The sequence below is a fragment of the Lacinutrix sp. MEBiC02595 genome (assembly GCF_053601555.1).
The window spans coordinates 1-1,116 of sequence record NZ_JBSHNU010000128.1 but is presented as its reverse complement, the minus strand read 5'-3'; the positions used below and the strand labels follow the sequence as shown (position 1 = coordinate 1,116).

The 1,116-nt window shown below is 29.6% G+C and carries 1 protein-coding gene; it reads left to right on the top strand.

What is annotated here, in order from left to right; genetic code table 11:
• Positions 1-163 precede the first annotated feature (163 nt).
• Positions 164-820, top strand: a complete 657-nt coding sequence (locus ACVCZW_RS01390) for a class I SAM-dependent DNA methyltransferase (RefSeq protein WP_452231471.1) — start codon at positions 164-166, stop codon at positions 818-820.
• Positions 821-1,116: the final 296 nt, after the last annotated feature.

Genomic DNA, 1,116 nt, shown 5'->3' with positions numbered 1-1,116 from the left:
ATTAAAAAAACTACTTACAACACCGTGTATATTTAATTGCTTGGTTCTTGTTTGTTCGGAAAATCTTTACAGATTTTCTATTCCGTTTTTGTTTACTAATTTAGTAACTTACACACGCAACTAAGCATACACAAACACGTTGTGCAACATTTAAAAAAACCGCGTGGAAGACATAACTAAAAATACGATTGACATTTTTGATGTTAATGCGGAATTGTATCAAAGTCAATATATGAATGTTGATTTATACGCTGACACATTGGATATTTTTTGTGAACAATTATACAAAATGGAATCTTCAATTTTAGAAGTTGGATGTGGACCAGCAAATGTCACTAAATATTTATTGAACAAAAGACCTGACTTAAAAATATTGGCGACGGATTTATCAGAAAAAATGTTAGAATTAGCAAAAAAAAATATTACTAATGTTGAGTTTAAAAAATTAGATTTCCGAGATATAGAAAGTTTAGGCAAAAAATTTGATGGAATGGTCTGTGCTTTTTGTGTTCCCTATCTTTCAAAGAATGAATTGGAACAATTTGTAAGTAATTCATCCGAAATAATAAAAGAAAATGGTGTTCTTTATATAAGCACAATGGAAGATGAAAATGAAAAGTCGGAATTTAAAAAAGCAAGTAATGGAAAAGGGAAATCTTTATTCATAAATTATTATACAGCCGATTACCTCATTGGGATTATTGAAAAGAATAATTTCAAAATAACCGAATTGAAAAGAAAGGTTTACAGAGACAAAAACGAGAATAAAGTAACTGATTTAATCATAATTGCGAAAAAAACGTTGCACAACACCGTATAAAAATAATTGCGGTTTAGTGCTTAAAAAAAGGTCGTTGCGTGTTTGTAACGTCTGATTTTCCTTCGGAAAATCCTCGCATACAAACCCGCAACTATTCTTATACATAAACGTTAGCAAAAACAGTGTCAATCCTCTATTTTCTCTGCTATTGTTTTAGTTTGGGCTTACCTAATTCCCTAACTTATAATTAACAAAATTTGCTTAGATAAATCGGAACTAAAAGTAAAACTGAAGTCACAAAGATTTTAATTAACTAAATAATAAACAGATTATCTGGTGCGAAAATCTATCTGCTC